Below are 13,730 nucleotides of genomic sequence, written 5' to 3' on the forward strand. Positions count from 1 at the left end.
GAATAACGAAGGTGTCGCATGGTATGGTGTAAAGAGCGCACAACAACAAGCGGATCAAACGCCACAAGAGACCACCACTGCACCAAGTGCGATGACGGTCGAGCAAGCAAGAGATGAAATTGCTCGTCAAACATTCGTATTGATCAATAATTACCGTCGTTCAAAAGGATTAAATGGCCTTCGCACTGAAGCGACAATTCGTAAGGGGGCTAATGTTCGTGCGCAAGAGATTGTGACGAATTTTTCTCATACACGACCAAATGGCGGACGAGGGTTATCCACACCATTGGATTATGGTTATCAAGGAATTCCTTATGTAGAAAATTTAGGGTTTTCAAGTTTTAATACGACACTCGATTGGTACGTCAATAATGGAGCACAGCGAATCTTTAATGGTTGGGTCAATTCACCGGAACATAATAAGAATCTCTTAAATGCACAAACTACAGAAGGTGCAGTGGGGATTTGTTTGACTGAAAAAAGTCCGGGAAGATATGACCTTACATTTTCGTATTTAGCTGGCCTTCAGCGCAATGAATACAAAAGATAAACAATATAAAGTGACAAATTTGTTGTAAGATTGCCCAGTGAATCCATGTGAAATGTCCTTAGTTTTTGTTATACTAAAAATAGTATGACAAAGAGAGGAGCACTTTATATGTTAGTTACGACAACTGAAAAAATTCCTGGTAGAGAGTACGAAATCATTGGTGAAGTTTTTGGTCTTACGACAAATTCAAAGAATATCCTTAAAGATATCGGTGCTAGTTTGAAAAATATCGTCGGTGGAGAAATCAAAGCGTATACAGAAATGCAAGAAGAATCTCGTCAAAGTGCGATCGAACGACTAAAGAAGAATGCAGAAGCGCTTGGTGCAGATGCGATCGTGATGATGCGTTTTGATTCAGGATCGATTGGACAAGATATGCAGTCAGTCACAGCATATGGTACTGCAGTTAAATTTAAATAACAAAAAAGAGGTATGACAGAAATTTGTCACACCTCTTTTTTTGATTAAAACAATTGACGGATAATTTCCTTCAATGGCGGTAATTCTGGGAATTTACGATCTTTTAATACACTTTCAACGGTAAATTTTGCAAATCCTTCTGCTTCGTCTTTCACGATTTTTCCAGGTAACGGTGCATCGTCTTCGACATAGACGTTGACGATCGTGGGTTTTGTGACACCCATCAAACGTGGTAAAAGTGCATCTAATTCACTTGCAGATTTCACCGTATGTCCGATTCCACCAAAAGCTTCGGCGACTTTTGCAAAATCGATATCAGCAAGATCGATCCCATAGTTTCGTTGGCCAGATGATTGTTGTTCGACCTCGATAAACGATAGTTTTTGATTATTTACAATAAATTGCACAAATGGTAGATCGTATTTGACTGCCGTCACAAAATCTTGCATGACCATCGCAAATCCACCATCGCCAGCTACAGACAATACTTGGCGATTAGGATAATTTAGTTTTGCAGCTAAAGCGCCAGGTAATGCACATCCCATTGTCCCTAACCAAGAAGAAATTAGAAAATCTTGTTGTGGTTTTACACGTAAAAATTTCGCTGCCCAAGCAGTTGAAGTACCAACATCGATCGAATAGATCGTATCTGGTGTTGCGAGTGATTCGATTGCGTTAAAGAGATAGGCAGGGTGAACAAATGTATCTTTTGTATTATGACGTTGTTCCTCCATCCACTTCGTCCAATGGCTCATCGCTTGTTGACAAGCAGTGAGAAAATCAGTAGACGTCCGTAAGGGACCTAAGTCGTTTAAAGCAGTAATGAAATCTTCGACCGTACTTTCAATCGCAAGTTCTAGTGGGAATCGCTTGCCAAAACGTTCTGGAACGAGATCGACTTGGATCGCTTTGCAACTGGCTTGGTCTGGTAAGTAATTGACATAAGGATAATTTGTTCCTAATAAAATCAGTAAATCAGCTTCTTTCATCGCCTCGTACGCGGGTTTTGTCCCAAGTTTTCCTAGATTGCCCAATGAATTTGGATGATCGTCAGCTACGATTCCTTTACTAGGGACCGTTTGGACAATTGGGATATGGTTTTCTTCGATAAAAGTTGTCAAAGCACGACCGGCATGTTTTGACCCTACACCAGATAAAATGACTGGATGCTTGCTTTCTTTAATCAAACGCGCGGCTTCTTCCATTTTCTCTGGAATCAAAGCTGGAGGACTAAATAAATTGGCTTCACCAGCTAAAGTTTTATACGTATCGGCGATTTTTTGATCAGGAAAATCATCAGGGATCGTCAGCACAGCGACGCCTTTTTGACGCATTGCTGTCCGTATTGCTTCATCGACGATTTTAGGTAAAGACTCAGCTGACTGGATCTCTTTGTTGTAGACCGCGACATCTTCTAATAAAGAGGCAGAATTAATTTCTTGGAAGAAATCAGTATTGACAAGCGTTGATTTGACTTGTCCAACGAGCGCAAGTAAGGGGACATGATCCATCTTGGCATCATATAATCCATTTAATAAATGAATCGCTCCAGGACCACCGATCGATAAACAAACGCCGATGTGGCCGGTCAGTTTTGCTTCACTTGTCGCAGCTAAAGAGGCGACTTCTTCGTGGCGAACTTGTACAAATTCAATTTCATCACTGTAATTGTGTAATGCGTCGATTGTTGTATCGATTGAATCTCCAGGTAAACCGTATACTCGTTTTACGCCCCAATCGAGTAAAACATTGATCATGGCTTCTGATGCTTTGATTGTTTTCATGTTTTCACCTTTCCTCTCTGTTTCTTTCTTTATCATAGAAGACTCTTCACTTTTTTACAATTATCTTGAAGTATCTAACAGTAATGATAGCTTTAGCGTTTGCGTTTTGGTACAGTCTTTCGTTCAATCAAAGTGATCGGCAATGGATGAAATGGGACTTGTTGTTGATTTAACTGGTTATATAAATAGATAAATGCATTTTCAGCTTGATAACGTAACGAATAGTCTACGGTTGTCAGATGAATCAGTTTGCTGATCTCGCTGTTATCAAAACCGATCACTGCGACATCATCAGGAATCTGATACCCTAGATTTTCAAGCTCTGAGATAAATTGAGCCGCGACCGCATCACTATAGATCGCCATGGCATTCGGTTTATTTGGTAAAGCATGCCACTGATGTGCGATCGTGCGCCCATTTGCATGAGGAGAATCATAAAAATAAAACTCTTCTGGAGTGTGAAGCGTACATTGTGTTTCAAAGTCTTTGATCGCCTTTAAACGGGCTTTTGTATTTAAATTTTTTTGATTACCTAGCACATGCCCAATTTGGTCATAACCTTTTTCATATAAATACAGTAATGAATCAAAATAGCCTTGATAATGATCGACGTAAGCCGAATAGATCACTGGTGAATCGATGCGTTGCCATGTTGCGATTGGCCCGTATTTAGCGTAAGTAGTGATGACGTTCCATTCGTTTGCTTTAGTTAAAATGAACAAGGCATCGATCTGTTTATACTTTAATTGATTGAAGGCATCGATCTCTTTTTGTTGATCACTGTCCGTAAAGAAAATCGTGACATAGTAACCATGCTGTCTAGCGATCGATAAGAATGCTTCTAAAAAAACAGAGAGCGGATCAATAAAGTGAGGGACGATGAATCCGATTGTTTTGGTTTCTCCACTTTGAAGATTGCGAGCGATCGAATTAGGAACATAAGCCAACTCCTCCATAGCTGCAAGAACTTTTTGACGACTAGTCTCACTGACATAGCCTTTATTTGAAACCACTCGCGAGACTGTAGATTTAGAAACATTTGCTTTTTTAGCTACATCAATAATGGTAGTCATATCTAACGCTCCTTTTGATAACGATTTCATTTATTTTGAGTATAGCACAAATTTTTTTGAAAAAAAGGCTTGCTATGGGAATGTTCCCATACTTTATGCTGTATTTGTAAACGATAACATATTCATCAGGAGGAATCATTCATGACAAGAGGAGCGTTAAAAATTGCGACAATTGGTGGAGGATCAAGTTATACACCGGAATTGATTGAGGGATATATTAAGCGTAAAGACGAACTACCGATCAAAGAGATCTGGTTAGTCGATATCGAAGCAGGCAAAGAAAAATTAGAAATCGTAGGTGAGATGGCAAAACGGATGGTCCAAGCAGCTGGTCTAGATTGGGAAGTTCATTTGACACTCGATCGTCGTGCTGCATTAAAAGATGCTGATTTTGTTTCGACACAATTTCGTGTGGGACTATTAGACGCACGTATCAAAGATGAACGTGTCCCATTGTCTCATGGTGTTTTAGGTCAAGAAACTAATGGTGCAGGAGGTATGTTTAAAGCTTTTCGAACGATTCCAGTCATTTTAGATATTATTGAAGACATGAAAGAATTATGTCCAAATGCTTGGTTAGTCAATTTCACAAATCCAGCAGGAATGGTGACAGAAGCGGCGATCAAACATGGTGGTTGGAAAAAAACAGCAGGTCTATGTAATGTACCGATTGGTCACCGTAAACAAGCTGCGGAAAAATTAGGGTTACCAGAAGATGATTTATTCTTTAAATTTGCAGGGATCAATCATTTCCATTGGCATCGTGTATGGGATAAAGAAGGCAACGAACGCACGATGGAATTGATCGATTTGATTTACGGGCCACAAGAAGATTCTGAAAGTCATCTAAAAAATATCCATAATGCACCGTTTCATTATGAGCAAATCAAAGATCTAGGCATGTTGCCTTGTGGATATCATCGTTATTATTATATCGAAGATGAAATGCTAGCTCATTCAATCGAAGAATTTGAACGTGGCGAAACAAGAGCCCAAGTCGTAAAAGAAACAGAAGCTCGTTTGTTTGAACTATATAAAGATCCAAATCTAGACTATAAACCAAAAGAATTAGAACAACGTGGTGGAACGCATTATAGTGATGCAGCATGTGAATTGATCGCATCGATCTATAATGACAAACGTACGGATATGGTAGTATCAACAGCAAACAACGGCACGATCACTGATTTGCCATATGATTGTGTCGTGGAAGTATCTGGGCCAGTGACGGCTCATGGTCATGAACCATATAACTGGGGCGCATTTCCACCAGCAGCACGCGGAATCATCCAAGTGATGAAAGGAATGGAAGAAACAGTCATTCGTGCGGCGATCGATGGCGATTATGGTGCAGCCTTACATGCCTTTACGATCAATCCACTTGTTCCTGGTGGTTCAATGGCCAAAACATTATTAGATGAATTATTGATTGCGCACAAAGATCATTTACCAAATTTTAGTGAAGCAATCGCTAAAATCGAAGCAGAACAACCAGATACCGTGGCTTATGTAACAGAATTAATGAAAAGCAATTAAAAAAGGGGGGCTGTGACTGAATTCTGTCACAGCCCCTTATAAATAGAAGAAACGGCGTTCCAGAAGTAGCTCCTTAAGAAATAAGCCAAATAATTACCGAAATAAATGAACCTATTATCGGGATTATTTGGCTTATTTTCTGGAGCTGCCCACTTTTGTCACAGCCTCTTTTTTTATTCGCCTTTTTTCTTAGGTGGCAAGTGATTATCTAGATCTGTGCGGACGATCAACACATCACAAGGTGCATTACGGATCACATAATCTGAAACTGAACCGATAAATAAACGTTCAACAGCATTTAGACCAGTTGCGCCAAGTAAGATCAAGTCGACCTTTTTTTCTTTTGGTAGTTGTTTACCAATAATGACTTTGGGTGAACCATATTCGATGGTAGAAGTGATTGATGTTAAGCCGTTTTTATGCGCCTTTTCGATATATTCATCTAATGATTTTTGCGCCATTTCAGTAGCTTGTTCCGCTAAAGCTGAATCAAATGAAGCAACCGTTTGAAAAGCTCTAGTGTCGATAACATGAACCAATAGTAGTTCAGATTCGTTTCGTTTCGCCACATTGACTGCTTTTTGGAATGCTAATTCTGCTTCTTTAGAGCCATCAACGGCAACCATGATGCGATTATATTGTTGTAACATAAGCAAAACCCCCTTATCAGTATAGTTCTATTGTATGCCTTTTTCGTAAAAAAGAAAACGAATATCTTAAAAGCGTTCCGACATTTTTTTTGAAAATTGAAAACTAAAAAACATCGACAGGATCAATACGATGCCAATAAACCACAAGGCCAGAACTTTTGTAAAAAAGAAGCTACCAATGACCCCAATGACCCCTAAACCGATCAATACATAGCTATAACGAGAAATAAATTTTTGATTTTGAGGTGTGGTTTTGATCAATTGAAAGAGGCTTTGTGGTTTTTTTAACATATAAAAACCAATGCTAAGTAGTGCAATTGCAAAAATAAGTACTAAAATCGTTGTCATAAGATTCCTCCATTATTGAGATGCTTGACTGTAGTATAGAAGAAAATCGCTACTTGAGCAAATCCTCTAAAAAAAAATTATACCTCGCGCTAAAAAATACTTTTGGTATATAATAAAAGAAAAAGGAGTTTTTTATGGATTATTTTAAAATGTTCAAGCGATATGTTAGCCTACTTGTGGATATCATGTTAGGATTTTTAGTTTTGTTGATTTTAGTTGTGATGGGAGAAGCTATTTATAATATTGTGATGCATATGATCCCGCTACATTCGATGAGTAGTTTGAGTAGTTTGGTAGAAGAAGTCGCAACACTGTTTATCTTACTTGAAATCATTTTGATGTTGCTGCGTTATGTTGAAGAAGGACATCATATTCCGGTGCGTTATTTGATTTTGATTAGTATTACAGCCATTTTACGTGAATTATTACTTGCGCACGATAGCGGATTGCAAGCCATGTTTTTAGCTTTAGCGATTTTAGTTTTAGTGGTCGTATTGTTTATTTTAGAAAAAGTCAAAGCCTTTCATACCGCACCAAAGAAGAAGTCAGATAAAATATAAAACGCTTGGCTAAATAGCCAAGCGTTTTTTTATTGAACTGTTTTGCAACAGAAAATAGCCAAAAAAATGGGTATTCTCCGTAGATGCCGTTTTTTATCCCGGTGTATTGATCCCGCAAAGACAAGCAGGTGGGTTCCACGGTCTACCATTTTGAACTACCAAATGAAAAGGCATGTTACCAACGGAGACACCGGACGGATCCCAAGATATCAATAAAAATGTTCGGTCAATACTGATAGGGAAAATTCGTACATCACAGATTACCCACTTACATAGTATCACAGAATTTAAAAAGCGGCAACGGACATGCACAAAAAAATGTAAGCGTTATTTTTTAGAAGTCTTTTTTCGTTTTTGTAATTCTTCGTAGCGCTGAGCGAGTGCTTGTTCATAGCGACCTGTAGTTTTGGGCTTGTAATACTGTGTATGACGCAATGAATCGGGTAAATATTCTTGGGCTACCCAACTATCTTTGAACTCATGTGGGTATTGGTAAGACACGCCACGTCCAAGTGAGGCTGCACCTTTGTAATGTGCATCTTTTAAATGTGCAGGAATGCTTGTGGCTTTACCATTTCGCACGTCTGCTAATGCACGGTCAAGACTTTGATAAGCTGAATTTGATTTTGGTGACAAGCAAAGGTCAAGGACGGCGACGGATAATGGAATCCTAGCTTCTGGTAACCCAAGCCGTTCAGCAGCCATCACTGCATCTACTACACGGCTGGCCGCAGCAGGATTGGCTAAACCGATATCCTCATAACCGATCACAAGCAATCGACGACAAATACTAATCAAATCACCGGCTTCGATCAAACGGGCTAAATAATGCAATGCTGCATCGGCATCGCTTCCGCGAATCGATTTTTGAAATGCTGAAATCACGTCATAATGTGCATCGCCATTTTTGTCATGACTGAAGCCTTTTTTTTGCGTGCATTCGTTTATGATCTCTTTGGTAATAACGATTTGATTTGTTTCATCAGGAGACGTTGAACGAACAGCAAGTTCTAAAGCATTTAAAGCACTTCTAAGATCACCGTTCGTTGCGAAAGCCAGTTCTTTTTTTGCATCATCATGTAGTAAAACAGACTCATCTTTAAAGCCCTCTTTTGCCGTTAGCGCGTGTGTTAACGCTTGTTCGATTGCTTCTGGGGTCAAAGGATGGACTTCAAAAATTTGTGTCCTACTACGAATAGCAGGATTGATCGATAGATAAGGATTTTCAGTAGTTGCACCGATCAAAATGATGCGACCATTTTCAAGATGGGGGAGTAAAAAGTCTTGCTTGGTTTTATCTAAACGATGAACCTCATCTAAAAGTAAAATCACCGTGCCACTCATTTTTGCTTCTTCTACGACGATCTGTAAATCTTTTTTTGAATCCGTTGCGGCATTCAATTTACGAAATGCATATGCAGTAGATCCCGCAATTGCACTGGCGATACTTGTTTTTCCAGTTCCTGGTGGGCCATAGAGAATCATGGAAGATAATAGATTAGCCTCGACCATCCGACGAATGATTTTTCCGGGACCTACAAGATGTGTCTGTCCGACGACATCGTCTAGCGTTTTTGGTCGCATGCGGTAGGCAAGTGGTTGATACATAATCGGCACTCCTTTTATAAATAAGATAGCAAAAGTATAGCACACTCTTTCATAAAAGACTGATTGTGTTTCTTTTGTAAACAGTCGTTTAATGGTAAACTAGAAAGGAGCAAAGAAAAGAACTCTGGAGGATATTATGGCAAAAGAAACGATGCTGAGTTATTTGGATACACAATTAAATAAAAAGTTAGCAGATTATGATATTGCACTAGATTGGGATACGAAAAATCACACGATCGAAATCGTTGTCCGTCTATTTGCAGAAAACAAGACGCAAATCAGTTTAGATGATGCAACAGGTGTGACGTCAGAAGAAGAAGTGATCGAATTTGAAGATGGGATTTTATTATACGATCAAAAAAAGAGCAAAATCGATTCAGAAGATTATCTGACAGCACTTGCATTTGAAGGGAAAAAAGGGGTTTCGAAAGCGTTGATCCATGCTTTGGTACGCTACTTACCAGAAATTTTGACAACTGGACAAGACGACTTGCTCGATTTCTTGTTATCAGATGAAATCGAAGTGTTTGAGCTACATTTTGATCAGGCAGTATTTGAACAATATATCAACGAAGAATCGGAACAGGCGAAAACGACCTTTTTGCCGTATCCAAGCTACTAAGGAGAAACAAAATGAAGTGGAATGAAGTAAAAGTACATACAACAAGTGAGGCTGTTGAAGCCGTTTCAAATATTTTTATGGAAGCTGGTGCTAGTGGTGTCGCTATCGAAGATGCATTAGACGTTGAGCACTTTGAATCAGATGCTTTTGGCGAATTATTGGACAAAGAGTCTTTTGTCCATGTCAAAGAAGGTGCGGATGTAATGGCTTATTTTCCAGAGACGACTTTTTTACCAGAAGTGTTGTCAGTAATCAAGATGCAGATCGCACGCTTGCCTGAATTTGGTTTAGAAATCGGAGCAAATGAACTGACTGTAAGTGAAGTTGCAGAAGAAAATTGGGCGACGGCTTGGAAAAAATATTACCATCCTGTACGTGTTACACGTTATTTGACGATCGTTCCAAGTTGGGAAGACTATACGCCATCATCTGAAGAAAAAGTCATTACTTTAGATCCAGGTATGGCATTTGGTACCGGTACGCATCCAACAACGAATTTGACATTGCAAGCACTGGAAGTGGTTCTTCGTGGAGGCGAAACGGTATTAGACGTGGGGACAGGATCAGGTGTGTTAAGTATTGCGAGTAAATATTTCGGCGCCGAACACGTATATGCCTACGACCTTGATGACGTCGCTGTGGCTGCTGCTAAAGAGAATATGGATATGAATCCGATCGCGAAAGATGTCCATGTGGCAGCAAATGATTTGTTAACTGGAGTCGATATAACAGCTGATGTCATCGTTGCCAATATTTTAGCCGATATCATCGTGTTGTTAACAAAAGATGCTGCACGTTTACTTAAAGCAAATGGTCGTTTGATCATCTCGGGAATCATTACAGAGAAAAAAGCGATGGTCTTAGAGAACATGCATGCGCATGGTTTTGAAGTCGAACAAGTCTTTACACAAAAAGATTGGCACGCGATTATTTTGAAGAAAGCTGAGGAAGATGATGCAACGTTACTTTCTGAATGAAGCGTATCAACAACAAGCGCAATTTGAACTTACCGGTGAACCCTATCATCATATGATTCGTGTCATGCGGATGACGAACGGTGATCAAGTCTATCTTGCTTTTTTAGATGAAGTCATTGTTGCAAAGATCGTGGCAGTCGATCCTGAGAAAGTCTATCTAAGAGAAGTCAGTAAAGAGACACAAACAAAAGAATTACCCGTTCAGGTGACGATTGCAAGTGGTTATCCTAAGGGAGACAAGTTAGAGTTGATCTTTCAAAAAGCAACTGAACTGGGAGCTTATGCACTACAAGCTTTTCCAGCCAAAGCTTCGATCGTAAAATGGGACCACAAGAAACGTCAAAAAAAACAAGAACGTCTTCAAAAAATCGCACTAGAAGCAGCCGAGCAGTCTCATCGTAGCTATTGTCCAACAGTCGAACTTTACGAGCGACTGGATCAATTAGTCGCAACATTTTCTGAGTATACCCATATTTTAGTTGCCTATGAAGAAGCGGCAAAACAAGGAGAACGTGGAACGTTTGCCAAAGTGCTTTCCTCATTGAAAGCACAAGATTCTGTTTTAGTATTATTTGGTCCAGAAGGTGGGTTTTCTGATCAAGAAATCGCATTATTTGAAACAGCAGGCGCACAGCGTTGTGGTTTAGGACCTAGAATCTTACGCGCAGAAACAGCTCCATTTTATGCATTAAGTGCGATTAGTTATCAAATGGAGTTACTGACGGATACAAATGAATAATTGAAAAAAGATGAAAATATTTGTATAATGATGACACTTATTTTCAGTAAAAAAATGAGAATGAAACAACTTTCCCATGTTGGGAACAGAAGGGGTAAATTATGGCAAAAGAAATTATTTTGACCGGTCCCGGAGTAATAAATATTGTTTCAAGATATATGAGTGAACCGCATGTTGCTTTTGTCCAAAAAGCGTTAGATTTTGCGACGAAAGCCCATGCTGATCAATTTCGTAAATCTGGTGAGCCGTATATTATTCACCCGATTCAGGTTGCCGGTATTTTAGCAGAGTTACAAATGGACCCGCATACAGTTGCCACAGGATTTTTACATGATGTCGTTGAAGATACAGAGATTACGCTAGCAGATTTGACGCGCGAATTTGGCCCAGATGTTGCCATGTTAGTAGATGGCGTGACGAAACTTGAAAAAATCAAGTATAAATCGCACGAAGAACAATTAGCAGAGAATCACCGCAAAATGCTGATTGCGATGGCTCAAGATTTACGTGTGATCATGGTCAAATTAGCTGACCGTTTACATAATATGCGCACATTGAAACATTTAAGAGAAGATAAACAACGGCGAATCGCCCAAGAAACACTAGAAATCTATGCACCTCTAGCGCATCGTTTGGGGATCAGTCGCATCAAATGGGAATTAGAAGATACATCACTGCGCTATATCAATCCGCAACAGTACTATCGAATCGTTCATTTGATGAAAACCAAACGTACGGAACGCGAGGCTTATGTTGAAGAAACTGTTGAAGAATTACGTGTTGCGACGGAAGAGTTGGATATTTATGCTGAAATCTATGGACGTCCTAAGCATTTATATTCGATCTATCGTAAAATGGTCGATAAGAAAAAACAATTCGATGAGATCTATGATTTATTAGCCATTCGGGTCTTAGTGGATTCCATCAAAGATTGTTACGCTGTTTTAGGAACGATCCATACGAAATGGAAACCAATGCCAGGGCGTTTCAAAGATTATATCGCAGTGCCAAAAGCAAATATGTATCAATCGCTACACACGACCGTTATCGGACCTAAAGGCAATCCAGTCGAAATCCAGATCCGAACACACGAAATGCACGAGATCGCCGAATTTGGGGTCGCAGCGCATTGGGCGTATAAAGAAGGAAAGACGGATAAAGTTCAGTCAGATAATCTGACACCAGCAGTCGGCTGGTTTAAAGAAATTTTAGAGTTACAAGATGAAAGTTTCGATGCGTCTGATTTTATGGAAGGTGTCAAAGGCGATATTTTTAGCGATAAAGTGTATGTCTTCACACCAAATGGTGATGTCTCAGAATTGCCACAAGGCTCTGGACCACTTGATTTTGCTTACAATATCCATACTGATATTGGAAACAAGACAGTCGGAGCGAAGGTCAATGGCAAAATGGTCCAACTAGATTATAAATTGAAAAATGGTGACATCGTTGAGATCATGACCTCTCCAAATTCGTTTGGACCGAGCCGGGATTGGCTGAAGTTAGTTCGGACAAGCAAAGCAAAAAATAAAATCAAACGTTTCTTTAAAACTCAAGATCGCGATGAAAACATCACTAAAGGACATGACATGTTAGTCAAAACCTTGAACGAGATGGGGTTTGTACCAAAAGAATGTTTAACAAAAGCAAAAATGCAAGAAGCATTGCAAAGATTTAATTACCAAACGGACGACGATTTATTTGCTGCTGTAGGTTTTGGTGAAGTGAGTCCCACGACTTTAGCCAATCGTTTGACAGAAGAAGAGCGTAAAGAACGTGATTTAGAAAAACAAAAACAACAAGTTCAAGATCTACTGACGCAGCCAGTCAAAAAAGAACCTGAAAAGATGAAAGTTCGACATGAAGGTGGCATCGTGATCCAGGGTGTCGATAATTTATTGGTACGGATCAGCCGTTGCTGTAACCCGGTCCCAGGTGATCCGATCGTTGGTTATATCACCAAAGGCCGAGGGATATCGATTCACCGTGCTGATTGTCCAAATGTTTTACATGCTGAAGATTTAGCCGATCGCACAATCGAAGTCGAATGGGAAGATACGGATAATGCGAATAAAGAATACGATGCAGATATCGAGATCTATGGGTATGATCGTGCCGGTTTATTAAATGACATTTTACAAACTGTTAGTTCGATGTCAAAACGTCTAGTGGGCGTCGAAGCTAAAAGCAACAAAGAAAAGACAGCTACAATCAAAATCACAGTCAGCATCCAAAATCTATCGCATTTGCGTTCGATCGTGGAAAAAATCAAACAAGTACCAGACGTCTATAGTGTACGTCGATTGCGAGGTTAGTATGCGAGCAGTTGTCCAACGTGTTACAAAGGCTAGCGTAATGATTGATCAAGAAATAGTAGGCGAAATCGCACAAGGCTTTATGGTATTGCTTGGTATACATGAAGACGATACGTTAGAAGAAGCCGTATATTTAGCTAAAAAAATTGCACAGTTACGTGTGTTTGAAGACGAGCAACATAAAATGAATCTTAGTATTCAAGATATTTCGGGTGCTATTTTAAGTATTTCGCAATTTACCTTGTATGCACAAACAAAAAAAGGCAATCGACCGAGTTTCGTTAAAGCTGCTAGACCAGAACAAGCACAATCACTTTACGATGCGTTTAATCAAGCGTTGAGCGAGTATAAGATCGTGGTTCAGACTGGAAGATTTGGAGCTGATATGGCTGTTTCGTTAGTTAACGATGGTCCGGTCACGATTATTTATGATACGAAAGAATGATAAAACAGTAATGTGAGTATTTAGCTTACATTACTGTTTTATTATGCATGTTTTTAATGAAAGGGCTTTTACTTTTAGTGAATCGTGGTAAAATTAAGTATAG

14 protein-coding genes and 1 other RNA gene are annotated in these 13,730 nt (G+C 39.5%); 9 read left to right on the top strand and 6 right to left on the bottom strand.

The genetic code is table 11. The features are described 5' to 3' along the window. A partial coding sequence (locus QZ413_RS05875) for a CAP domain-containing protein (protein ID WP_297077462.1) occupies positions 1 to 550 on the top strand: 550 nt, incomplete at its 5' end. Between the two features lie 108 nt (positions 551 to 658). Next, positions 659 to 970 (top strand): heavy metal-binding domain-containing protein, encoded by a 312-nt coding sequence (locus QZ413_RS05880; protein ID WP_297077464.1) that lies wholly within the window; start codon positions 659 to 661, stop codon positions 968 to 970. Positions 971 to 1,014: 44 nt separating this feature from the next. On the opposite strand, the gene QZ413_RS05885 is transcribed toward QZ413_RS05880, so the two are convergent. Next, positions 1,015 to 2,754 carry a pyruvate oxidase gene (locus QZ413_RS05885; RefSeq protein WP_297077466.1) on the bottom strand — a complete coding sequence of 580 codons (1,740 nt, stop codon included), beginning with the start codon at positions 2,752 to 2,754 and terminating at the stop codon, positions 1,015 to 1,017. Between the two features lie 92 nt (positions 2,755 to 2,846). After that, positions 2,847 to 3,827, bottom strand: coding sequence for a LacI family DNA-binding transcriptional regulator (locus tag QZ413_RS05890; protein ID WP_297077468.1), 981 nt, complete (start codon positions 3,825 to 3,827; stop codon positions 2,847 to 2,849). A gap of 141 nt (positions 3,828 to 3,968) precedes the next feature. Between QZ413_RS05890 and QZ413_RS05895 the strand changes: the two genes are divergently transcribed. Beyond that, positions 3,969 to 5,363: a 6-phospho-beta-glucosidase gene (locus tag QZ413_RS05895; protein ID WP_297077469.1), complete on the top strand. Its 1,395-nt coding sequence runs from the start codon at positions 3,969 to 3,971 to the stop codon at positions 5,361 to 5,363. Positions 5,364 to 5,536: 173 nt separating this feature from the next. Here QZ413_RS05895 and QZ413_RS05900 read toward each other — a convergent pair whose 3' ends face one another. Continuing rightward, a complete protein-coding gene (locus QZ413_RS05900) occupies positions 5,537 to 6,013 on the bottom strand; it encodes a universal stress protein (protein WP_297077470.1) in 477 nt (158 codons plus the stop codon). Positions 6,014 to 6,079: 66 nt separating this feature from the next. Further along, positions 6,080 to 6,361 carry a hypothetical protein gene (locus tag QZ413_RS05905; RefSeq protein ID WP_297077472.1) on the bottom strand — a complete coding sequence of 94 codons (282 nt, stop codon included), beginning with the start codon at positions 6,359 to 6,361 and terminating at the stop codon, positions 6,080 to 6,082. A gap of 134 nt (positions 6,362 to 6,495) precedes the next feature. Between QZ413_RS05905 and QZ413_RS05910 the strand changes: the two genes are divergently transcribed. Then, on the top strand, positions 6,496 to 6,921 hold the full coding sequence (locus tag QZ413_RS05910; RefSeq protein ID WP_297077475.1) for a phosphate-starvation-inducible PsiE family protein: 426 nt from the start codon (positions 6,496 to 6,498) through the stop codon (positions 6,919 to 6,921). A gap of 70 nt (positions 6,922 to 6,991) precedes the next feature. On the opposite strand, the gene ssrS is transcribed toward QZ413_RS05910, so the two are convergent. Together ssrS and QZ413_RS05920 are read right to left on the bottom strand one after the other, a co-directional pair. After that, a non-coding RNA gene (gene ssrS, locus QZ413_RS05915) (6S RNA) lies at positions 6,992 to 7,186 on the bottom strand. A 62-nt stretch (positions 7,187 to 7,248) separates the two neighbouring features. Beyond that, positions 7,249 to 8,529 carry a replication-associated recombination protein A gene (locus tag QZ413_RS05920; RefSeq protein ID WP_297077477.1) on the bottom strand — a complete coding sequence of 427 codons (1,281 nt, stop codon included), beginning with the start codon at positions 8,527 to 8,529 and terminating at the stop codon, positions 7,249 to 7,251. A gap of 136 nt (positions 8,530 to 8,665) precedes the next feature. On the opposite strand from QZ413_RS05920, the gene QZ413_RS05925 reads away from it, so the two are divergent. From QZ413_RS05925 to dtd, 5 genes are all read left to right on the top strand, one after another. Then, the gene (locus tag QZ413_RS05925) at positions 8,666 to 9,151 is read left to right on the top strand and encodes a DUF3013 family protein (protein WP_297077478.1); all 486 of its coding nucleotides are present in this window, start codon (positions 8,666 to 8,668) and stop codon (positions 9,149 to 9,151) included. 11 nt (positions 9,152 to 9,162) lie between these two features. Beyond that, complete coding sequence (prmA, locus tag QZ413_RS05930) at positions 9,163 to 10,128, top strand: 50S ribosomal protein L11 methyltransferase (protein WP_297077480.1); 966 nt, start codon at positions 9,163 to 9,165, stop codon at positions 10,126 to 10,128. Then, positions 10,106 to 10,867 (top strand): 16S rRNA (uracil(1498)-N(3))-methyltransferase, encoded by a 762-nt coding sequence (locus tag QZ413_RS05935; protein WP_297077522.1) that lies wholly within the window; start codon positions 10,106 to 10,108, stop codon positions 10,865 to 10,867. The genes prmA and QZ413_RS05935 overlap by 23 nt, the downstream gene beginning before the upstream one ends. 101 nt (positions 10,868 to 10,968) lie before the next feature. Further along, positions 10,969 to 13,182 carry a bifunctional (p)ppGpp synthetase/guanosine-3',5'-bis(diphosphate) 3'-pyrophosphohydrolase gene (locus tag QZ413_RS05940; protein WP_297077482.1) on the top strand — a complete coding sequence of 738 codons (2,214 nt, stop codon included), beginning with the start codon at positions 10,969 to 10,971 and terminating at the stop codon, positions 13,180 to 13,182. A 1-nt stretch (position 13,183) separates the two neighbouring features. Next, on the top strand, positions 13,184 to 13,627 hold the full coding sequence (gene dtd, locus QZ413_RS05945; RefSeq protein ID WP_297077484.1) for a D-aminoacyl-tRNA deacylase: 444 nt from the start codon (positions 13,184 to 13,186) through the stop codon (positions 13,625 to 13,627). Positions 13,628 to 13,730: the final 103 nt, after the last annotated feature.

This window comes from uncultured Enterococcus sp. (genome assembly GCF_913775425.1).
In the GTDB taxonomy this organism is placed as follows: domain Bacteria; phylum Bacillota; class Bacilli; order Lactobacillales; family Enterococcaceae; genus Enterococcus_G.